The sequence below is a fragment of the Streptomyces sp. NPDC043876 genome (genome assembly GCF_056435825.1).
On record NZ_JBWKDV010000001.1, the window covers coordinates 109,539 to 129,462 of the forward strand.

Consider the following 19,924-nt stretch of genomic DNA (forward strand, 5'->3'; position numbering starts at 1 on the left):
CCACTTCATTCCGAGACACTCGTCCCGATGCGCGAGACGATTTCGTCCCAGTACCCGGGCATCGAGGCCCAGGGGTCGCTTCCGGCACGCGTTCCGAGCCGGTCCGTGAGCCAGATCGTGCCCGCGCCCTGCCAGCGCGCGACCCGCACGGCCTCCTCCAGGTGCGAGCGCGGGACCCCGTGCACGAAGTGGCAGAACCGCTCCGGCGGGTGGTCCGCCGTCCACTCCGCCACCTGCGACCAGCGGTAGTCGGCCCAGCTCCCGGAGAAGGTGACCAGCTGGTCGGCGGTCTCGGTGTAGCCCTCGCAGGGGTGCGTGCCGTGCCCGAGCACCAGGTGCGGGACGTTCCCGCCGGTCCCGAGCGTGCGCAGGGTGTCCGTCACCTTGCGCACGGCGGCCAGCCCGGCCCGGCCGGCGGGGGCGTCGGCCAGGTAGAAACCGCCGACCCGGTACCAGTCGACGAAGCGGTGGGCATCGGAGATCAGCTCGCCGAAGGAGCGCTCACCGCCGCGCAGGGCCAGGTGCCCGAGGACCGTGCCGCCGGCCTCCCGTAACCGGACGGCCGCCTGCGAGCAGTGCGGGTCGGGCCGCTGGCCGGGGCCGCCCGCCACGTTGAGGACGGCCCAGTGCAGCGGGGTGCCGGGCCGGGACAGCTCGGCCCACTCGGCGGGCGCGACCAGCGGGTGCCCGTACCCGGGGACCCCGAGGCCGAGGCGGCCGGACCCGGTGGCGGCCCGCCGCGCCCCGGGCGGCGTGGTCAGATGCGGCACGCCGCCTCCATCCAGATGTCCGCCAGCGACTCCTCCAGGTTGATCCGGGGGCGCCAGCCGAGCCGGTCGCGGGCGGTGCGGACGTCGGCCTGCTGCCAGGTGCCGCAGCCGTCCGGGTACGGGTACGGCGGCGGGGCGGCGGCCAGCTGCTCGGCCGTGGCCTCGGCGCGCGGCGAGCCGATCGCGGCCAGGCCCGGGGGGCGGCCGGGGTGCGCGTGCGGCTGCTGGGGCCCGTCGAGTTCGTGGATGGCGCCGCCGTAGCCCGCGACCCGGGCCAGTACGGCGGCCGCGTCACGCAGCCGGACCGCGCGGCCGGTGCCGATGTTGACGACGCCCTGCGCGGCGGAGAGCGAGGCCGCGTGCACGGCCCGCGCCACGTCCCGCACGTCGACGAAGTCGCGCTGTACGCCGAGCCCGCTGAGCTTCAGCTCCGAGTCCCCGGCCTGCATCGCGCGGCGCATCGCCTCGGCGAGCCGGCCGAGGGGCGAGCCGGCGGGGGTGCCGGGCCCGACGGGCGAGAACACCCGCAGCACGACCGCGTCCAGGCCGGAGCCGAGGACGAGTTCGGTGGCGGCGAGCTTGCTGACGCCGTACGGCCCGCCGGGTCTCGGCACGGCGTCCTCGGCCGTGGACGATCCGGGCTGGCTGGGCCCGTACTCGGCCGCGCAGCCGAGCTGCACCAGCCGGGCCCCGCAGCCGCTGCGGCGCAGCGATTCGCAGACCGTCGCGACGGCGACGGTGTTGTGCCGGGTCAGCTCGCGGGCACCGCCGCGGGTGGCGCCCGCGCAGTTGATGACGACGCCCGGGTGGACGGCGTCGAGGAACCGGGTGAGCGCGCCCGGGCTGCCGGTGGCGAGGTCGAAGCGGACGTCCGCGTCGTCGCCGCGGCCGAGCGCGGTGAGCTGGACCGCGGGGTCGGCGAGCAGCCGGTCCGCGACGTAGCGGCCGAGGTAGCCGTTGGCTCCGATCAGCAGCACCCTCATCGCGCGGCCCCGTGGTCGTTAGGCTGGCCGGTCATGTCTGTTTCTCCTTGTTGGCGCGGTCAGGTCTGGTGGCGCGGTCAGGCGCGCGCGTGGGCGGACGCCCGGGAGAGCGCGACCGTGGCGTGGACGAGCAGCCCGGCGGCGGCGGCCGCCGCGGCGAGCGGGTACGGGATCAGCGCCACCGCGAGTGCGAGGGCCGCCGGGACCCGGTGCGGCGTGTGGCGGACCAGCAGCCGGGTGAGGAAGAGGAGCACCGCGAGGGGCAGGGCCACCGCGAGCGGGGCTCCGGCGAGGACGAGCGGGACGGCCGCCAGCGCGGTGAAGCAGGCCACCGCCGCGACCAGCAGCGGCCGGGCCCCCGTCGCGAAGTCGTCCAGCGCCCGGCTCCCGGCGAGGCGGCGGCGCGCGCGGGCCGCGAAGGCCGCGTCGCACCAGTGCGCGGGGGCGGCCGCCAGGGCGAGCCCGATCCCCAGCGGCGCGCCGAGGCGGTACACGGCGTAGCCGGTGGCCGCGGCGGCGAGCAGCGGCGCGACCCGGGACGGGCGGCGCCCGGCGGTCCGCGGCCGGGCCAGGCCCGCGACGGTCAGCACCACGGCGAGGGCGGCCACCCAGGGGGCGGGGCCGGCGAGCAGGGCGGCGCCGAGCGCGAGCGCGCCGGGGACCAGCGCGTACGCCGCCCCCCGCAGGTCGGCCGCGCCGGTCCCGGCGGGAGCCGCGGCCCGGGCGGCGGCGGCCGGTTCGTCGCGCGGGACCCGGGCGTACAGCTCCTCGGCCAGGGAGAACACGTCACGGTGGCGGAACCGCGCGGCGGTCCGGTCGGTGATCCCGTGGGCCTCCAGACCGGCGGCGATCTCCAGCGGGTCGACGGCCCGCTCGCACAGCTCCCGGTGGCGGTGCATGAGCGCCTTGACGGGGTCCCCGCTCCCCCGGCGCCGGCCGGTGACGGCCGGGGCGCCGGTCCGGACGGCGGCGGGCGGCGAGGGCTCACTCGACGGCTCGCGCGGTACCTCCCGCGATGCCTCCTGCACCTCGTCCGCCGGGGCGGGCGCGAGCCGGAGCACGAGGGTGGTCTCGGCCGACGGAGCGGGCGCTTCCCGGTCCGGGCCGTCCGCGAGCGGGCCGGAGCCGGGTGCCGGAACCAGGACCGGGCGCCGGGCCAGGTCGAAGAGGGAGGGCGAGGTGTCCGGGTGGGTCGTCATACCGTCGCCTCCGGGGAGGGGGCCCACGTCGGGGTGGTCCAGTGGCCCGGCACGCGGGCCTCCGGCGGATGGGTGAAGGGGGCGTCCGCGGGCGGGCAGGCCGCGCCGCCGGCGATCAGCTGGAGGTAGATCTGCTGGAAGGCGGCCACGTTCTGCTCGACGGTGAACAGTTCCAGGGCCCGCGCCCGGGCCGCCGCCCCCAGCCGCCGCGCCCGTTCCGGGTCGCGCAGCAGCGTCAGGCAGGCGTCCGCGAGGGCGCGCGGGTTGCGCGGCGGGACCACGAGTCCGGTGCCGCCGATGACCTCGCACACCGCGCCCACGTCGGTGGAGACCGTGGCCCGGCCGCAGAACATGGCCTCCACGAGCCGGATCGGGAAGCCCTCGACCACCGAGGAGAGCACGGTGACGGGGGCGCAGCCGTAGGCGTCGGCCAGGGCGGGTGCCTCCGGGCCGCCGATCTCCTCGAAGGTGACGGGGCTCTCGCCGACCGTCAGCGCGTTCGCCGCCTCGTCCGGGAAGAGCTGGGCCGCCAGGGAGCGGCAGTCGGCCAGGTACCCCGGCGCCGCCGCGGTCGCGAAGACGCGCAGCCGGGTGCCCGGTTCGGCCCGCCGCACCTCCGCGAAGGCGTGCAGCAGCGCGATGAGGTCCTTGGCCGGTTCTATCCGGCCCACCCACACCAGCGTGGCCGGGTCGCCGTGGTCGGCGGCCTCGCCGACGGTGGCGAATCGGTCCGCCTCCATCCCCGGGTAGACCGTCCGCAGCCGCTCGCGGCCGGCGCCGCAGCGCTCCTGCCAGCGCCGGGCGTGCGCGTTGCCGGGGGTGAGCAGGTCCGCGCGGGCGTAGATCTCGGTGGCGAGGCGGACCTGGAAGGCACCGAGCAGGGCCCGCAGCGCCGGGCGCTCCGCGGTGTGCTCCAGGTAGTGCGCCCGCAGCTGCACGCCGTACTCCGTGACCAGGAGCGGCACCCCGAAGAAGCGTTTGGCCACCAGTCCGGGCAGGGCGGCCGACCCGCCCGCAGCGGCGTGGCAGATGTCGACGGCGCCGAGCTCCTCGTACCAGTCCAGGCTGAGCGGGCGCAGCGCGCGCTCCAGTTCGTCGACGAAGGCGAGCAGGTCGGGCACCCGGGCGCCCTGGACGGCACTGCTCGCGCCCGGCGCCCGGCAGGCGGACTCGACGGCCCGGACCGCGGTCTCGGAGCGGACGGCCGCGTACAGGCCGCCCTGGTCCCGGGCGAGTTCGGCGAGCCCGTACAGCCCGGCGGCGAAGTCCTCGTCACCGGCGGCGCAGATCCCGCGCACCAGGTCCGTGAAACAGGCCGCGAACCGGCGGCGTTCGCGCCGCGAGTACGTCCGGCCGTCGTCCCCGGGGGCCCACAGGGGCGCCGTCCGCACGCGGGTGACGTGGTCGGGCAGCGGCACCCGGCCGCTCTCCTCCTGCCCGGCGCTGCGGCTCAGCGCGTACAGCTCGAACTCGTGCTGCGGGAGCCCGCGCACCAGCCGGTCGCACCACAGCCTCGCTTCGCCCGTCGCATACGGATAACCGCCTTCCGTGAGCAGTGCGATCCGCACGAGTGCCACCCCCGATCTCCCGTTCAGGCGGCCTCCGTCGGTCCGGTGACCCGCCGCGAGAACTCAAGCGGATATGCCGAAGGCGCGACGGACGGTTGTCCATCGCGCCACCGGAAGGGGTGAAGAGTCGTAACTTTCCCGTACGGTTCGCGTTCGACCGCGCTAGGACCGTCGGGGAGGCGTGCGGCGGTGCGCCGCCGGAAGGCTCAACCGGTTGGGTACACCCAGGGGTTGGGCTTGCAGGAGATGCCGTCGATGTCGAGGGACTTGGTCTGCTGCTGCATGATCGGCGCGAGCGCGCCGGGGGTCCCGCAGCTCTCGTGGTCGTGTCCGAGCCGGTGCCCGACCTCGTGGTTGATGAGCATCTGGCGGTAGGCGAACATCTGGTCCTGCCCGTACGTCGGCGAACCCTGCGCCCAGCGGAAGGCGTTGATCATCACCCGCTCGGTGGAAGCGGAATCGCAGGACACGTTGTCCTGGGTGGTGTCGAGCCCGGACTTCTTGCACCAGACCCCGGTGGTGCCCGGGCTGGCCAGGGTGATGACGAACCCGGCCCCGCCCGACGGGACCCGCTCGAAGGTCATGGCGCCGTCGTGGGCCCAGCTGCGCGGGTCGTTCAGGGTGCGGTGGACGGCCTCGGCGAAGAGATCGGCGTCCAGCCCGAGGCCCTGCTCCACCTCGACCCGGTAGCGGATGAGGCGGCCCTTGCCGGGGGCCGGGGCGGCGGTCCCGACCGTGTCGAAGGTGCCCGGGCCGGCGAGGTTCGCGGCGATCGGGTGGACCTCGGCCATCTTCTGGTCGTACGTCTTGACCACCACCGGCTGCCCGGCGCCCACCGCGGGCGCGTCGGGCGTCGCGCGGCCGTCGGAGCGGGAGGCCGCGGACTGGCCGGGGGCGGCGCGGTCGTGCCCGGCCTCCCCGGTGGCGCGCACGCCGATGCGGTCGGCCGTGTCGTCGCCGGCGACCTGGCCCGCCACGACGACGGCGAGCACGGTGGTGACGGCGGCGGCCGCGATGCCCGTGTACGTACGGACCCTGCGGCCCCGGGTCGCTCCGGGCCGCCCCCCGCGGGGCGCGAGCGGACCGCGGCGGGGCGGGGGCACCCGGCGGTGCGAGCCGGTGGAGGTGACGGGAGCGTCTGCTGCCGGGGCCGTCGCCCGCAGGGGCACCTCCTCGATGGGCGGCGCGTCCCCGGGGAACACGGCGGCGGCCATCGCCACGGCGGCCTCGTACGCCGCGGCGGCGTCGGGGACGGGGGGCGCGCAGCCGGATCCGGCGTCCGCGGGCGCGTACCCGGAGGCCGGGTCGGCCGACGCATAACCGGAATCCGGCGCGGAGGCGTTCCCCGGCGCGTGGGCGTGGCCCTGCGCGGGGGTGTGACCCTGCTCGGGGGCCTGGCCCGACACCGGGGCGTGGCCCTGCGCCGGGGCGTGGCCCTGCGCGGGATGGCTGCGGGGTGCGGCGCGCCAGTCGCCGTACGCTCCGCCGGGTTCGCGGATCTCGGGGTGGCCCGCGCGCGCACCGGGCGCGCTCTGGTTCACGTACCCCTGATGGGTGGCCGTCGGCTCGGGCCGGTGCCGCCGGCCGGGCCCGGCGGCGACGGCCGCGGCCGTGGCGTCCGGGCGTGCGGGCTGCTCCGGGCGGCCCGGGTCCCCGTGGACCGGGCGGGGAGGAGCGGAGTCCTTGCGACTATGTCGTCCCACCGGTGCTCAGCCTCTGCCGTCTTCGTCTCGTTCTTCGCTCTGCCCGGCGTCACGCAGCAGATCCCGGAAGGCCGTTGCCACGACCTCGGGGTGCTCCATCATCGCCACGTGCCCGGCCTCGGGCAGGCACAGCAGCCGCGAGCCCCGGAAGGAGGCCGCCGCCTTGTGCGCCATGCGGTACGAGACCAGTTGGTCCCTGCCACCGTAGACCAGCAGCGTCGGTGCGAGCACCCGCTCGGCCTGACGCCACAGCCCGTGCTGTCCGCCGAGCGTGTAGGCGTCCACGATTCCGCGCGAGGAACGGGCCAGCGCCTCCCAGAAATAGGGGAGCCGCATCCGCCGCTCCGTCTCCTCGACCGCGTGCCGGAACCCCTCGGCCGTCACCCGCGCGGGGTCTCCGTAACAGAGTCCCATCACCCCGCGGGTGCGCTGCTGCGCCGTCAGGTCCCGTGTGAGGCGCGCGATCAGGGACGCCGCTCCCGGTACGGCGAGCAGCGCGGTCGGCACCGCGGAGCGCTGCACCCGCAGTTCGGGCAGGGCGGGCGAGATCAGCGTCAGCGTGCGGACCAGGTCGGGCCGCACCGCGGCGACCCGGGTGCTGACGGCGCCGCCGAGCGAGTTCCCGACGAGGTGGACGGGCCCCCGCCCCGCGGCGTCGAGGTGGCGGATGACCGCGCGGGCCAGCGCGGTGACCGAATAGTTGCGGTCGGCGGGCGGCGGCGAGGTCCCGAAGCCGGGGAGGTCGAGGGCCTCGCCGTCGACGGTGTCCTCCAGCAGCGCCATCAGCGCGGACCAGTTCTGCGAGGAGCCGCCGAGCCCGTGCACGAAGAGGGCGGGCGGGAGTCCTTCGCGCGCCGGTGGCCGGGACCTGACCGTCAGGGTCAGCCCGGGCAGCGCGGCGCTGCGCAGCTGCTCCCCCTCGGCCACACGGACGGCCCCCGCCAGGGGCGACGGCTCGGCGGTGGACCGTACACCTGGCAGCTCGGTCGAAGACATGGGCGCAATGTTACGAGAGGATCACGTCCGGAATCGTGTGTTCGCCGTCACAGACCCGCATAGCGCCGGGACCCGCGGGCTTCTACGCTCGATGGAGGAGGTCATGGGCCCGACGCGACGGGGTAGACGGCGCAGGAGCAACGGACGCCCACACAAGGAGACTGAGATGACGGTCGACCCTTCGGAACCGGACACCTTCCAGGAGCAGCTGGGGGAGGCGCCCGGCCCCGAGGCCCCGGAGGCGGACGCCGCGGAGCAGCGCACCGAACTGGCCCCCCTCGACGACGACCCGGTCATCGCGGCGGACCCCGCCGAGGCAGCCGACGGTGACGCCGCGGAGCAGGCGCGGGTCGTGGCCCTGGACGAGGACGACTACCGCTGACCGGGCCGGCGCCGGCCGACCCGGGCTGACCAGCGGCGCTCCCGGCCGTCCGTACCGCGAGAAAACTCGGCCGGGACCCCCCGCTATCGGTTACCGAAAAGTACGATGGCGGGCGCGGCGCACGGCGTCGCAGGGTTCCGAGAGAAAGTGGGAGGCGGCGTGACAGCCATCGAGCAGACCGAGGCGGCGCGCCCGCGGGGCACCCGCCTGCCGCGCCGAGCCCGACGCAACCAGCTCCTGGGCGCGGCCCAGGAAGTGTTCGTCGCCCAGGGCTACCACGCCGCGGCGATGGACGACATCGCCGAGCGTGCGGGCGTCAGCAAGCCGGTGCTCTACCAGCACTTCCCCGGGAAGCTGGACCTCTACCTGGCCCTCCTGGACCAGCACTGCGAGTCGCTGCTCCTGGCGGTGCGCACCGCGCTCGCGTCCACGACCGACAACAAGCTGCGCGTGGCCGCGACGATGGACGCGTACTTCGCGTACGTCGAGGACGAGGGCGGCGCCTTCCGGCTGGTCTTCGAGTCCGACCTGACCAACGAGCCGTCCGTGCGCGAACGGGTCGACCGGGTCTCCCTCCAGTGCGCCGAGGCGATCTCGGAGGTCATCGCCGAGGACACCGGCCTGTCGACGGACGAGTCGATGCTGCTGGCGGTGGGGCTGGGCGGCGTCTCGCAGGTCGTGGCCCGGTACTGGCTGTCCAGTTCCAGCCCGGTCGAGCGGGACACCGCGGTCGGCCTGCTGACCTCGCTGGCCTGGCGGGGCATCGCGGGCTTCCCCCTGCACGCCGCCGACGGCCACTGAGACCGCGGGCCGCGCTCCGGGGCACTGTTCGCTGCCAGCGTGTCCGGTGTACGCCATTCGCGTCGCGTCCGCGGGCTAGGGTGGGGGCGAGTACGGCGCGGTGATCGCGCTAACCGGATCGTCGGAGGGACATAGCCGTGGAGGTCAAGATCGGCGTGCAGCACGCACCCCGGGAGATCGTGCTGGAGAGCGGCCTGAGCGCTGACGAGCTCGAGAGCATCGTCGCCGACGCACTGTCCGGCAAGACGCAGCTGCTCAGCCTCACCGACGTCAAGGGCCGCAAGGTCCTGGTGCCGGCCGACCGCCTGTCGTACGTCGACCTGGGCGAGCCCAGCAGCCGCAAGGTGGGCTTCGGCGCGCTCTGAGGAGCGAAGAGAACCGAACGGAACGGCCCGGTGGTTGACCCCACCGGGCCGTTTCTGTGTCTTCCGCTTCGGGTAGGAGGGCTGTGACCCGGTTTGCCCTGACCTGTGGGAGGGACCTCATCATGCTGCTGGAAGCGCTCGGCTCGGCTCTGCTCGGTCTCGCCTTGGCCGCGGGCGCTCTCAGACTGCTCCCGAGGCGCCTGCCCTCGTCCCGGTCCGTGCTGGTCAGCGGGATACTGGGGGCGCTGTTCGGCTCGTACCTCACGCACTACGCGCTGGGCCCGGGACACTCCACGCCGACCGCGACCTTCCTCGGTGGCGTGCTGGTGTCGGCGGTCGTCCTGTCCCTGCTGCTCCGGCCCGCCGGCCGGCCCGGCAGGCGGTCCCGCCGGACTCCGTTTTCGGTTCCGACGGGCTGAGCGGCGGCGCTCGTGACGGTGGCCCCGGAGCGCGATCGCGCTCCGGGGCCACCGGTCGTACGGCGTGGCGCGGCGGTCAGGCCGCGAGGCCCAGGGCCGCCATGCGCTTGGTGTGCGCCTTGGTGATCCGGGCGAACATCTCGCCGACGGCCGCGAGGTCGAAGCCCGCCGCCATCCCGTCGACGCCGCCGACGAGCATGGTCGAGAGCGCGTCGCGCTCGGCGACCACGCGCTGCGCCTGCGACAGCGCCTCGCCCATCAGTCGCCGGGCCCACAGCGCGAGCCGGCCGCCGCAGCGCGGGTCGGCCTCGATCGCCGCGCGCACCTTCTCCACCGCGAAACCGCCGTGGCCGGTGTCGTCGAGCACCGCGAGCACCAGGGCGCGGGTGTCAGTGTCCAGGTGGGTGGCGACCTCGCGGTAGAAGTCACTGGCGATGGAATCGCCGACGTAGGCCTTGACCAGGCCCTCCAGCCAGTCCGACGGCGCAGTCTGGCGGTGGAAGTCGTCGACGCCCTTCGCGAAGGGTTCCATGGCACCGGTCGGCTCGACGTCGATCTGCGCGAGCCGGTTCCGCAGCCGCTCGAAGTGGTGGAATTCGGCGGACGCCATCTTCGCCAGCTCGGCCTTGTCGTCGAGGGTGGGCGCGAGCTTCGCGTCCTCCGCGAGTCGCTCGAAAGCGGCGAGTTCTCCGTACGCGAGGGCGCCGAGGAGGTCCACGACGGCCGCCCGGTACTGCGGCGAGGCGGCGGCCTCGGACCAGTTCTGGGCGGCGATCCCGGCGGACGCGCCGGGGCCGTCGGCTCCGGCGGGCGATGCGTTTTCTACGGTCGACATGCACCGCACAATAGCCCGCTCGGACCCCGCCGGAACCACGTGGCCGCCGCACGGGAACCGGCCCCCGCGGCGCGCCCGCCACCTGCGGGTCGGTGTCGACCTGGTGAATTCACCCGACACAGCTGCGCGATTCCGGGGTACAGTGGTATTGCGCCTGCCGAACACTCGGCGGGCCGTCCCAATGAGGATGCCCGGTCGGTGGCCCGATCGGCTCCAACCCCGACCACCCTCGGCGTGGTGTGTGCGTTCATGCGCATCGCCCACGAGGGGCCCCCTCAGCGGCATGAGCGCTTGAGCGAAGGCCCGTGGTCCCGCGCAGCTTCCGTACACAGCAGTACTGCAAGCCTGGCACGGTACGACCCCCTTCGCCGCCTCGGGCCGCGTCTCACAGAAGAGGCAGCACCCTGACTACGTTCCGAGACCTCGGGATCTTCCCCGAGACGGCCGAAGCCCTTGAGGCCGTCGGCATTGTGTCCCCCTTCCCGATCCAGGAGATGACCCTCCCCGTCGCCCTCACCGGCACGGACGTCATCGGCCAGGCCAAGACCGGTACCGGCAAGACGCTCGGTTTCGGCCTTCCCCTGCTGGAGCGGGTCGTCGTTCCCGCCGACGTCGAGGTCGGCCGGTCCAGGCCGGACGAGCTGACCGACGCGCCGCAGGCCCTCGTGGTGGTTCCGACCCGCGAGCTGTGCACCCAGGTGACCAACGACCTGCTGACCGCGGGCAAGGTCCGCAACGTCCGCGTCCTCGCCATATACGGCGGTCGCGCGTACGAGCCGCAGGTCGAGGCGCTCAAGAAGGGCGTCGACATCATCGTCGGCACCCCGGGCCGCCTGCTGGACCTGGCCGGGCAGAAGAAGCTCGACCTGTCGCACATCAAGGCGCTCGTCCTGGACGAGGCCGACGAGATGCTCGACCTGGGCTTCCTGCCCGACGTCGAGCGGATCATGAGCTACCTGCCGCCGAAGCGCCAGACCATGCTGTTCTCGGCGACCATGCCGGGCGCGGTCATCGGCCTGGCCCGCCGGTACATGACGCAGCCGACGCACATCCGCGCCGTCTCCGAGGACGGTGAGGGCGCGACCGTCGCCAACACCGCGCAGCACGTCTTCCGCGCGCACAACATGGACAAGCCGGAGCTGGTCTCCCGCATCCTGCAGGCCGAGGGCCGCGGGCTCGCGATGATCTTCTGCCGCACCAAGCGCACCGCGGCCGACATCGCCGAGCAGCTGGAGAAGCGCGGCTTCGCCTCCGGCGCCGTCCACGGCGACCTGGGCCAGGGCGCGCGCGAGCAGGCGCTGCGCGCGTTCCGCAACGGCAAGGTCGACGTCCTGGTCTGCACCGACGTCGCCGCTCGCGGCATCGACGTCGAGGGCGTCACCCACGTCATCAACTACCAGACGCCCGAGGACGAGAAGACCTTCCTCCACCGCGTCGGCCGCACCGGCCGCGCGGGCAAGAAGGGCATCGCCGTCACCCTGGTCGACTGGGACGACATCCCGCGCTGGCAGCTGATCAACAAGGCGCTGGAGCTGGACTTCCACGACCCGGTCGAGACGTACTCCACGTCTCCGCACCTGTTCGAGGAGATGAACATCCCCGCCGGCACGACGGGCGTCCTGCCGCGCTCCGAGCGCGTGCGGGCCGGCCTGAAGGCCGAGAACGTCGAGGACCTGGGCGAGACCGGCGGCCGCGGTGGCCGAGGCGGCCGCGGCCCGGCCGCGACCGCCGCTCCGGTGGCCGAGGAGCGTCCCGAGCGGACCCGTACGCCGCGTCAGCGCCGCCGCACCCGCGGCGGTGCCGAGCACGCCGAGGGCGCCGTGGCCGTGGAGTCCGGGGCCGTGGCGGCTCCGGTCGCCGAGGCGGCTCCGGCCGCCGTGGCCGCTCCCGTCGCCGAGGCCCCGCAGGCCCCGGCCGCCGACGAGCCGCGCAGGCCGCGCCGCCGCCGGACCCGTGGCTCGGCGCCCGCCGCCGCGCCCACGTCGTCCACCGTGGCCGGTCTCGAACCGCTCGCGCCGTTCGTCCCGGCCGCGCCGGAGCCGGACTTCCAGATGGCCCCGCTCGTCGAGCCGGCCCCGGTCCGCCGGGCCCGCCCGCCGCGCAGCTCGGCGCCGGCGTCCCGTACGCCCGCCAGGTCGGCGTCGAGGACCGTCGCCAAGGCCGCCGTGGTCGAGGCGCCCGCCGCCCCGGTCGACGTCCCCGTGGCCGTCGCGGTGGCCGAAGAGGCTCCGGTCAAGCCGAAGCGCACCCGGACCCGCAAGACCGCGGAAGCCGCTCCGGCCGCCGAAGCCGTCGTCGCGGCCCCGGACGCGGTCGCGGTGGCCGAGGAGGCTCCCGTGAAGCCGAAGCGCACCCGGACCCGCAAGGCCGCCGAGGCCGCTCCGGCCGCCGACGCCGCCGTGCCGGCCCCCGAGGACGCTCCGGTCAAGCCGAAGCGCACCCGGACCCGCAAGGCCGCCGCCGCCCCCGAGGCGTAAGGCACCCGCTCCACCGGCCGGCCCCGTCCCCCGCTCCAGGGGGGACGGGGCCGTTCCCGTATCCGGGCCCCCCGCGGCCCGACGACCCCGGGCGGCCGGGCGAGCAGCCGGGCGAGCGGCCGGGCGGGGGCGGGTACGGGCCGGTAACCTCTGGCCATGAGCAAGCCGCCGCGCCTCACCCTGCCGCCCCGCGCCCGCGCCCGGTCCCTGAGCACCGGCCGCGGCGCCTTCGCCGTGCACGAGGCGGGTGAGCCGCTGCGCGGCACCGCCCTGCTGGTCCCCGGGTTCACCGGGAGCAAGGAGGACTTCATCGGGGTGCTGGACCCGCTCGCGAGCGCCGGGTACCGGGTCGTCGCGGTGGACGGGCGCGGGCAGTACGAGAGCGCCGGGCCGCGCGACGAGGCCGCCTACACCCTGTCCGAGCTGGGACGGGACCTGCTGGCCCAGGCGGCCGCCCTGGGCGCCGCCGAGCGCCCGGTGCACCTGGTCGGCCATTCGCTGGGCGGGCTGATCGCGCGCGAGGCCGTGCTGCGCGACGCCTCCCCCTTCGCCTCGCTCACCTTGATGAGCAGCGGGCCCGCCGCCATCGACCCCGTCCAGCAGGACCGTACGAAGCTGCTCGTGGCGGCGCTGGAGATGCTGCGGGACGACATGCCCGCCGTATGGGCGGCCATGCGCGCCCAGGACCCCGAAGGCGCCGCGCCGGACGCCGTCGAGCTGACGGAGTTCCTGCGGGAGCGCTGGCTGGCGACCGTGCCGGAGCAGCTCATCGCGACCGGGCGGATCCTGATCTCCGAGCCCGACCGGGTGGCGGAGCTGGCCGCGGTGGCGCTGCCGAAGCTGGTGCTGTCGGGGGCCGTGGACTACGCCTGGCCGGTGCCGTGGCTGGACGCGATGGCCGTGCGGCTGGCGGCCCGGCGGGCGGTGATCGCGGGGACCGAGCACTCCCCCGCCGCGGAGGATCCGGCGGCCACCGCCCGGGCGCTGAGCGCCTTCTGGGCAGAGTTCGACGGGTCAATCCTTAGCAAGTGAAAAAATTTCCTTAGCGTAGGGAATGTTTGCCTCCTACACTTCGTTGGAACACATGCAAGGAGATCACCGACGAAGGGAGAAGCCGATGCGCTTCGAGATTCTGCGCCTGGACGACGTCTACGGAAGTGCCGTGGACAGCACCGTCGTGGACGCGGCCTCCGTCAACCGGATCGTGCAGCAGGCCGCGTCCATCGGCCAGCGCATCCTCATCCGGCCGTTCGAGTCCGCGGCCTCCTGACGGCGAACACACCGCCGCACCCGCACGACGCCCCCGCACCGTGACCGGTCCGGGGGCGTTCGCATGTGCGGTGCGCGAGCGGGCGGGCGCCCGCACCGCGGCTCAGGCGTTGTGGACCACCTGGAGCACGCCGTTGATGATCTGCTGGACCGCGATCGCGGAGAGCATCATGCCCGCCAGCCGGGTCACCAGCACCACGCCGCCGTCCTTGATGACGCGGATGATCACCAGCGAGTAGCGCATGGTGATCCACAGCACCACGTGCATCGCGATGATCGCGGACCAGACGGACACCTGCCCGCTGAACCCGTCGGCCTTCTGCACCGCCAGGATCACCGAGACGATCGCGCCCGGCCCGGCCAGCAGCGGCATGCCCAGCGGCACCAGGGCGACGTTGACGTCCTTGGTCTGCTTCGGCTCGTCGGTCTTGCCGGTCAGCAGGTCGAGGGCGATCAGCAGGAGCAGCAGACCGCCCGCGATCATCAGCGCGGGCACCGACACGTGCAGGTAGTCGAGGATCTGCTGACCGCAGATGCCGAAGACGGCGATCACGCCGAAGGCGACGCACACCGCCTGCCAGGCCATCCGGCGCTGCACCTTGGCGGGGCGGCCGGAGGTCAGCGCCAGGAAGATCGGCGTGATCCCGGGGGGGTCCATGATGACGAAGAGGGTGAGGAAGAGGGAGCCGAAGACGGCGAGATCGAACACAGTGATGCCTTGCGCCTTGCAGGAGAAGAGGGGTGTGAGGGGGGGTGGGGCGTACGCGGGCGCGCGGGACCGGTCTCGCGGCCGGGGAGGTCCGGAGGAGCGGAGGAACGCGCGGCAGGCGTACGGGGGCGCTTACGCGCCGGTGCGGCCGCGTCCGCCCGCGCCGGGCACGGGGAACGCCCCGGTCGCCCGGCGGGTGATCTCGCCGTAGACCTCGGGGTCCGTCGTGTACTCCCCGAGACCGCAGGTCTTGCGGCTGCCGTGGTAGTCACTGGAGCCCGTCGTCAGCAGGCCCAGCTCGCCCGCGAGGCCGCGCAGCCGGGCGCGCGTGGCGGGATCGTGGTCCATGTGGTCGACCTCGACGCCGTCCAGGCCCGCGGCCGCCAGCTCGGCTATCGCGCTCTCCGGCACGCACCGGCCGCGCTTGACGGCGAGCGGGTGGGCGAGGACGGTGACCCCGCCGGCCGCCTTGACCAGCCGGACCGCCTCGAAGGGGTCCAGCTCGTGCTTCCCGGCGTACGCGCGGCCGCCGTCGGCCAGCCACTGCGGGGTGAAGGCGTCCGAGACACTGGCCACGACGCCCGCCTCCACCATCGCCGCGGCGATGTGCGGGCGGCCGACCGAGCCGTCGCCCGCGATCCGGGCCACCTGGTCCCAGCTGATGGGGACCCCGAGGTCCTGGAGCTTGCCGACCATCGTCCGCGCGCGCGGCACCCGGTCGTCCCGGACGAGTTCCCGCTCGCGGAAGAGCTCGGGCTCGGCCGGGTCGAAGAGGTACGCCAGCATGTGCAGCCCTACGCCGTCGAGCCGGCAGGACAGCTCGGCGCCGGTGACCAGGGTGAGCCCGGCCGGCACCGCCGCGATCGCCTCGGCGTAGCCGCCGACGGTGTCGTGGTCGGTCAGCGCGACGACGTCCAGCCCGGCGGCGGCCGCGTTGCGGACCAGCTCGGCGGGGGTGTCCGTACCGTCGGATGCCGCGGAGTGGGCGTGCAGGTCGATGCGCACGGCAGGGCTCCAGGGATCGGACGGACGGGGGGGCACCCCAGGATAACCGGGCCGGGGGTCCTGTTCTGGCCAAGGCTTGACGGGCGTACGCACGGGCGCGGCGCGCGGCGCAGGACGGGCGCGCGCCGACGGGCCGGGCAGCTCAGCCGGCTCCCGTCGCTCCGGCGGTCCCGCCCGCGCCGCCCAGGATCCGGGGGCTCAGCGCCCCGCAGGGCACGAGTTCCACCTCGGCGCCCGCGTCGCGCAGGTCGGTCAGCACCAGTTCGTCGTACATCAGCAGTCCGGACTGCTCGGGCCACACGATGGCCCACAGCCACAGTCCGCGCGCCTCGCCCGCGAAGACGGCCCGGTCGTCCGGCGCGCCGGTGACGTGCCACATCGGGGTCGGCCGCCCCGCGGCCACCACCTTGGCGTGCGGCGGAGCCGATACGTTCATGAAGGGGCCCGGGTCGGGCCCGTCGATGCCCGCGTACCGCGCGCCCAGGCCCACGCCCAGCTCCTCGGCGACCAGCAGCAGCTCGCCCATGCCGCCCAGCGGGCCCGGCCCGGAGCACGCGACCGCGCTGGCCCGCCCTCCGCTACGGTCGTCCCCCGCCGCCGCGACCCCGGTGAACAGCCAGCCGACCGGCAGCGGCCACGGCATCCACACCGGCACGTGCGTGCGGTGCACCACGACGCCGAGACCCTCGACGCTGGGCGGGATGACGGGCTGCAGGGGGTGGACGGCGCCGTGCACCGAGCACTGCCAGGAGTCGGCGAAAAGACCGGGCGCCCTGACCCGGGCACCGCATTTCGGGCAACTCGGTTCGCCCCTCATACAGAGCCACGCTCCTCCCCGTCCGCCGCCGCGTCAAGGGACGATCACCCGTCCGGAGTCCATCCCTACCCCCGGTGGCCGCTCCCAGTCCACGGAGTCGGGCGCGTTCAGTCGAGCGGCACCGAGGTACGCCGAGGATCCCGCAGATCCGTGCCGCGCGCGAGCCAGCGCTCCTGGAGCGCGGCCGCGCCGTGCACCCGCTTCCAGGCGGCCTCGTTCGAGGTCATCGGCAGCAGCGGCAGGAACCGCACCGGATCCATCGGCTCCGCCAGCTCCAGGTCCTCCACCAGCCCGCCGGGCTCGGCGACCAGGACGGAGGTGAACGGCGCCCCGGCCCAGAGCGGTTCGCCCACGTCCAGCGAGGCCCCCGGCGACACCACGAGCCCCTCGACCTGCGGGGAGGCCCCGAGCACCGCGAGCGGCCGGAGCACCTGGTCGGTCGGGACCACCCCCGCCCGCACGGTCAGGACCAGTTCGGCACGCGGCCCGCGGACCGGGTCCGAGACCACCACGGTCGGGTCGCCCATCGGCTGCGCCGACATGCCGAGGGTCGCGTAGCGCACCAGGTCGCCGTCGGCGAAGCGGAGCACTTCGATGCGGTCGGTGCCGAGGAAGGTGACGGCGGCGCGGGCGTCGGGCTCACCCAGCGCGGTGCGCAGCCGCGCTTCGACAAGTGCCAGAAGATCTGCCATGGAGCGAGCATAGAACTCCTATCGCAGGGGTAAAGGCAGGCTCTTGACCATCCGTCGGCTGTTACTGTGGACCGCTGGCCGGGGCCACACGCAGAAGCGTGGATGCATGCCCGGTGACAGGACTTCCCCCAAGGGGGACCGGCCGGAGGAGGTGGGGCTGCAATGGATCGAAGTCGATCGTGCAGTACCAACCGCTCTTCCACGGGCGCCTCCCGCCCCCTTTGAGCTGAAGAGCGACGGCAGAAACTTTCCTCCCGTCCTGCTTCCTTCCGCCTGCCCGCAGAGGCGGAGGGTCTCCCGTCCGCGTGGCCCGCAGCCGCGCGAAGGAGCCTGCCATGTCGATGCTGCCCTACCTCCGCGCGGCCGTACGTCCCGCGCTGCGCAGGTCCACTCCGGCCCAGTCGGGCTACGACACCACCCGCGATCACACCGCGAGCAGCGCGGTCGTCGACTGCGCCGTGTACCGCGCGGGCCACCGCGACCGGGGCCCCGCCTGCCTGACCCCGCGCGAGGCGATGCGCCGGGTCCGCGAGGACGGCGGTTTCGCCTGGATCGGCCTGCACGAGCCGACCGAGGCCGAGTTCGCGGGGATCGCGGCGACCTTCGGTCTGCACCCGCTGGCCGTGGAGGACGCGGTCCACGCCCACCAGCGGCCGAAGCTGGAGCGCTACGACGACACCCTCTTCACCGTCTTCAAGACCATCCACTACGTCGAGCACGCCGAACTGACCGCTACCAGCGAGGTCGTGGAGACCGGCGAGGTGATGTGCTTCACCGGCCCGGACTTCGTCATCACCGTCCGGCACGGCGGCCAGGGTTCCCTCAAGGGCCTGCGCCACCGCCTCCAGGCCGACCCCGAGCTGCTGGCCAAGGGCCCCTCGGCGGTGCTGCACTCCCTCGCGGACCACGTGGTGGACGGCTACATCGCGGTGGCCTCGGCGGTGCAGGACGACATCGACGAGGTGGAGAGCGAGGTCTTCGCGGCGCCCGCCAAGGGCAGTCCGCGGGGCGCGGACGCGGGGCGGATCTACCAGCTCAAGCGCGAGGTGCTGGAGTTCAAGCGGGCGGTGTCGCCGCTGCTGCGGCCGATGGAACTGCTCAGCGAGCGGCCGATGCGGCTGGTGGACCCGGACATCCAGAAGTACTTCCGCGACGTGGCCGACCACCTGGCGCGGGTGCACGAGCAGGTCATCGGCTTCGACGAACTGCTGAACTCGATCCTCCAGGCGAACCTGGCGCAGGCGACGGTCGCGCAGAACGAGGACATGCGCAAGATCACCTCGTGGGCGGCGATCATCGCGGTGCCGACGATGATCTGCGGGGTGTACGGCATGAACTTCGAGCACATGCCGGAGCTGCACTGGCGCTACGGCTACCCCATGGTGATGGCCGCCATCGCCGCGAGCTGCTTCACCATCCACCGGGCCCTGCGCCGCAACGGCTGGCTGTAGGTCCGGATACGGCTGGCTGTGGGCCCCTCGGGTACGCCTGGCTACCCTGTGCGCATGACTCTCAGCACGCTCGACCTGGCCCTCGTCGAGGAGGCCACCAAGAAGTCCGGTCTCATCTGGGTCCGGGGCACCGGGCCCGACCGGGCGCTGTGGCACGCCTGGGTGGACGGGGCGGCCCACGTGCTGGGGGACGGCCCCGGCGAGCAGCCCTTCCCCGGGCTCGTGGACGGCGCGGCCGCCGAGGTGACCGTACGCAGCAAGGACAAGGGGGGCCGGCTGGTCGCCTGGACGGCCCGGGTCACCGAGCTGGCGCCGCACGGCGCGCCCTGGGAGGCGGCGGTGGCCGAGCTGAAGGGCAAGCGGCTCAACGCGCCCGACGCGGAGCGGATGACCGAGCGCTGGGCGCGCGAGTGCCGGCTGCTGCGGCTGGAGCCGGTGGCGGCGACCACGACCGGGCTGCCGGACGGCTCGCTGGCCGCGCGCCCGCTGCCGACCCCGGCCATCACCCGCGAGCCCGCCCCGGCGGCGCTGCCGAGGCTGCTGCTCAAGCGCAAGAAGGCGCGGGGCTAACGGGCAGGCCGGCGCTCCCGGGCTCAGCCGCTGCCGGGGTCCGCTCCCTGGCCGCCCGAGTCGCTGCCGCCGTCGTCCCCGCCGCCGCTCCTGCTCGGGCTCGGGCCCGGGCTCTTGCCGGAGCCGGTGCCGGTGCCGGTGCCCTTGGTGGTCGGCAGCTGGGACCCGTAGTCCACGATCTGGTCCTGGGCCGGGGCGGCCAGCGGGAACTGCTGTCCCCACTCGGTCAGTTCCACGCGCCCCGCACCGCCCGCGCGTTCCATCCGCAGCGGGTACGGGGTGCCCTCCAGGGAGACGGTGAGCTTGCCTCCCTTGCCGCCGTCCGAGGTGACGAGGACCGCCCGGGCAGCGCCGACCTTCGTGTAGTCGGCGCCCTTGGCGAGCTTGCCGTCCAGGCCGAGCAGGCCGTCCAGCAGGACGTGCATGTCGGTGAACCCGCGGAACTGCTTGTACGAGGGGTCCGCCGCGGGCACCTTCACGAACTTGTCGCCGAGCTTCCCGGCCGCCTCCGACTGCCCCCAGAAGGCCGCGTCGGCCTTCAGGTAGAGCTGCTCGCCCACGCGCAGCAGCCGGAAGGTGTTGTCCTTCGACTTCACCTCACCGGAGCCGCCGTCCGACTTCAGCCGCATGTCGAGCGTGAAGGACTTGCCGCCGGTGACCAGGGTCCCGGACAGGTGCACCGAAGCCGCCGCGGTGGCGGCCGCGCGGGCCTTGGACTCGATGGCCGCCGCGGACAGTTTGCCGACCCCGTTGGTGCCCTTGTCGGGGTCCTCCCCGCAGCCCGTGGCGGCGATGGCCAGACCCGCGCAGATGACCCCGATGGCGGAGGCCCGGCGCAGCCGTGCGGCAGGGAAGGTGGCGGTCACGGGCAGGTGCCTCTCGTCGGTCGTCTGCGAGCAGCAGGCAGCGTACC

Annotated in this window: 21 protein-coding genes; 9 read left to right on the top strand and 12 right to left on the bottom strand. The window is 74.5% G+C overall.

The window, feature by feature from the left end:
• Positions 1-5 precede the first annotated feature (5 nt).
• The 6 genes from AC0693_RS00480 to AC0693_RS00505 all read right to left on the bottom strand — a co-directional run bounded on the left by AC0693_RS00480 (position 6) and on the right by AC0693_RS00505 (position 7,219).
• Positions 6-770: a spherulation-specific family 4 protein gene (locus tag AC0693_RS00480; protein WP_469319061.1), complete on the bottom strand. Its 765-nt coding sequence runs from the start codon at positions 768-770 to the stop codon at positions 6-8.
• Positions 758-1,753 (bottom strand): NAD-dependent epimerase/dehydratase, encoded by a 996-nt coding sequence (locus AC0693_RS00485; protein ID WP_356408700.1) that lies wholly within the window; start codon positions 1,751-1,753, stop codon positions 758-760. Before AC0693_RS00485 ends, AC0693_RS00480 begins: the two co-directional genes overlap by 13 nt.
• 77 nt (positions 1,754-1,830) lie before the next feature.
• Complete coding sequence (locus AC0693_RS00490) at positions 1,831-2,952, bottom strand: hypothetical protein (protein ID WP_478800673.1); 1,122 nt, start codon at positions 2,950-2,952, stop codon at positions 1,831-1,833.
• A complete protein-coding gene (locus AC0693_RS00495; RefSeq protein WP_468462864.1) occupies positions 2,949-4,520 on the bottom strand; it encodes a DUF3492 domain-containing protein in 1,572 nt (523 codons plus the stop codon). The genes AC0693_RS00490 and AC0693_RS00495 overlap by 4 nt, the downstream gene beginning before the upstream one ends.
• 206 nt (positions 4,521-4,726) lie before the next feature.
• Positions 4,727-6,223 (bottom strand): DUF3152 domain-containing protein, encoded by a 1,497-nt coding sequence (locus AC0693_RS00500; protein ID WP_478800674.1) that lies wholly within the window; start codon positions 6,221-6,223, stop codon positions 4,727-4,729.
• Positions 6,224-6,229: 6 nt separating this feature from the next.
• Complete coding sequence (locus AC0693_RS00505; protein WP_469319064.1) at positions 6,230-7,219, bottom strand: alpha/beta fold hydrolase; 990 nt, start codon at positions 7,217-7,219, stop codon at positions 6,230-6,232.
• A 166-nt stretch (positions 7,220-7,385) separates the two neighbouring features.
• On the opposite strand from AC0693_RS00505, the gene AC0693_RS00510 reads away from it, so the two are divergent.
• The 4 genes from AC0693_RS00510 (at position 7,386) to AC0693_RS00525 (ending at position 9,186) form a co-directional block, all read left to right on the top strand.
• Positions 7,386-7,601: a hypothetical protein gene (locus tag AC0693_RS00510; RefSeq protein ID WP_356408713.1), complete on the top strand. Its 216-nt coding sequence runs from the start codon at positions 7,386-7,388 to the stop codon at positions 7,599-7,601.
• Between the two features lie 159 nt (positions 7,602-7,760).
• Complete coding sequence (locus tag AC0693_RS00515; RefSeq protein WP_356408716.1) at positions 7,761-8,402, top strand: TetR/AcrR family transcriptional regulator; 642 nt, start codon at positions 7,761-7,763, stop codon at positions 8,400-8,402.
• A gap of 137 nt (positions 8,403-8,539) precedes the next feature.
• Positions 8,540-8,767, top strand: coding sequence for a DUF3107 domain-containing protein (locus tag AC0693_RS00520; RefSeq protein ID WP_356408719.1), 228 nt, complete (start codon positions 8,540-8,542; stop codon positions 8,765-8,767).
• Between the two features lie 122 nt (positions 8,768-8,889).
• Positions 8,890-9,186, top strand: coding sequence for a hypothetical protein (locus AC0693_RS00525; RefSeq protein ID WP_478800675.1), 297 nt, complete (start codon positions 8,890-8,892; stop codon positions 9,184-9,186).
• Between the two features lie 76 nt (positions 9,187-9,262).
• Here the strand turns inward: AC0693_RS00525 and AC0693_RS00530 are convergent, their stop codons facing one another.
• Positions 9,263-10,021, bottom strand: coding sequence for a ferritin-like fold-containing protein (locus AC0693_RS00530; protein ID WP_356408725.1), 759 nt, complete (start codon positions 10,019-10,021; stop codon positions 9,263-9,265).
• A gap of 494 nt (positions 10,022-10,515) precedes the next feature.
• Between AC0693_RS00530 and AC0693_RS00535 the strand changes: the two genes are divergently transcribed.
• The 3 genes from AC0693_RS00535 (at position 10,516) to AC0693_RS00545 (ending at position 13,768) form a co-directional block, all read left to right on the top strand.
• Positions 10,516-12,498: a DEAD/DEAH box helicase gene (locus tag AC0693_RS00535; protein ID WP_478800676.1), complete on the top strand. Its 1,983-nt coding sequence runs from the start codon at positions 10,516-10,518 to the stop codon at positions 12,496-12,498.
• A gap of 156 nt (positions 12,499-12,654) precedes the next feature.
• Positions 12,655-13,530, top strand: a complete 876-nt coding sequence (locus AC0693_RS00540) for an alpha/beta fold hydrolase (protein ID WP_468462865.1) — start codon at positions 12,655-12,657, stop codon at positions 13,528-13,530.
• An 85-nt stretch (positions 13,531-13,615) separates the two neighbouring features.
• Complete coding sequence (locus AC0693_RS00545) at positions 13,616-13,768, top strand: hypothetical protein (RefSeq protein ID WP_356408734.1); 153 nt, start codon at positions 13,616-13,618, stop codon at positions 13,766-13,768.
• 102 nt (positions 13,769-13,870) lie between these two features.
• On the opposite strand, the gene AC0693_RS00550 is transcribed toward AC0693_RS00545, so the two are convergent.
• From AC0693_RS00550 to AC0693_RS00565, 4 genes are all read right to left on the bottom strand, one after another.
• Complete coding sequence (locus tag AC0693_RS00550) at positions 13,871-14,476, bottom strand: MarC family protein (RefSeq protein ID WP_356408737.1); 606 nt, start codon at positions 14,474-14,476, stop codon at positions 13,871-13,873.
• A gap of 132 nt (positions 14,477-14,608) precedes the next feature.
• Positions 14,609-15,481, bottom strand: a complete 873-nt coding sequence (locus AC0693_RS00555) for a PHP domain-containing protein (RefSeq protein ID WP_478800677.1) — start codon at positions 15,479-15,481, stop codon at positions 14,609-14,611.
• 142 nt (positions 15,482-15,623) lie between these two features.
• Positions 15,624-16,298 (bottom strand): DUF6758 family protein, encoded by a 675-nt coding sequence (locus AC0693_RS00560; RefSeq protein WP_469320956.1) that lies wholly within the window; start codon positions 16,296-16,298, stop codon positions 15,624-15,626.
• A gap of 107 nt (positions 16,299-16,405) precedes the next feature.
• Entirely contained in the window at positions 16,406-16,990 is a 585-nt protein-coding gene (locus AC0693_RS00565; protein ID WP_356408744.1) for a suppressor of fused domain protein, read from the bottom strand.
• A 335-nt stretch (positions 16,991-17,325) separates the two neighbouring features.
• On the opposite strand from AC0693_RS00565, the gene AC0693_RS00570 reads away from it, so the two are divergent.
• Positions 17,326-18,441, top strand: a complete 1,116-nt coding sequence (locus AC0693_RS00570) for a magnesium and cobalt transport protein CorA (RefSeq protein WP_356408747.1) — start codon at positions 17,326-17,328, stop codon at positions 18,439-18,441.
• Between the two features lie 54 nt (positions 18,442-18,495).
• Positions 18,496-19,011, top strand: coding sequence for a hypothetical protein (locus tag AC0693_RS00575; protein WP_478743076.1), 516 nt, complete (start codon positions 18,496-18,498; stop codon positions 19,009-19,011).
• 23 nt (positions 19,012-19,034) lie between these two features.
• Here the strand turns inward: AC0693_RS00575 and AC0693_RS00580 are convergent, their stop codons facing one another.
• Complete coding sequence (locus tag AC0693_RS00580) at positions 19,035-19,877, bottom strand: hypothetical protein (RefSeq protein WP_478800678.1); 843 nt, start codon at positions 19,875-19,877, stop codon at positions 19,035-19,037.
• Between the last annotated feature and the right edge of the window lie 47 nt (positions 19,878-19,924).